The organism is Oceanospirillum linum, assembly GCF_001995095.2.
Classification (GTDB): domain Bacteria; phylum Pseudomonadota; class Gammaproteobacteria; order Pseudomonadales; family Halomonadaceae; genus Oceanospirillum; species Oceanospirillum linum.
Window position 1 is genome coordinate 1 of record NZ_MTSD02000194.1, and the last position, 404, is coordinate 404.

General features: G+C 47.5%; 1 protein-coding gene. It reads left to right on the forward strand.

Annotated elements, in window-relative coordinates:
- Nucleotides 1-404, forward strand: a 404-nt coding sequence (gene yjjX, locus BTA35_RS17285; protein WP_139363754.1) for an inosine/xanthosine triphosphatase, incomplete at both ends; no start/stop codon positions are given.

The following is a 404-nucleotide window of genomic DNA, read 5'->3' on the forward strand; positions in this document are numbered from 1 at the left end:
GACAGGCGCATTCCCTCAACAAGCTTTTGAGTTTGTCGGCATCAGCGTTCCGAGTGAAGTCGCCGATCAGCCGATGACTAACGAAGAGACCCATCGCGGCGCAGTCAATCGAGTTAAAAATGCCAAAGTGGAAATGCCAACTGCAGACTTTTATGTTGGCTTAGAAGCTGGAATTGAAGGCAATGTGACGTTTGCGTGGATGGTGATTGAATCAGATACCCATCGTGGAGAATCTCGCTCAGCCAGTTTGATGCTACCGCCAGAAGTATTAGCTCAACTTGCAGATGCTAATGAACTTGGTGATGTGATGGATAAAGTGTTTGGCACCGAAAACATCAAACAAAAGGGCGGCGCAATCAGCTTGCTGACCCAAAACCAATTAACTCGTAGCTCGGTGTATCATC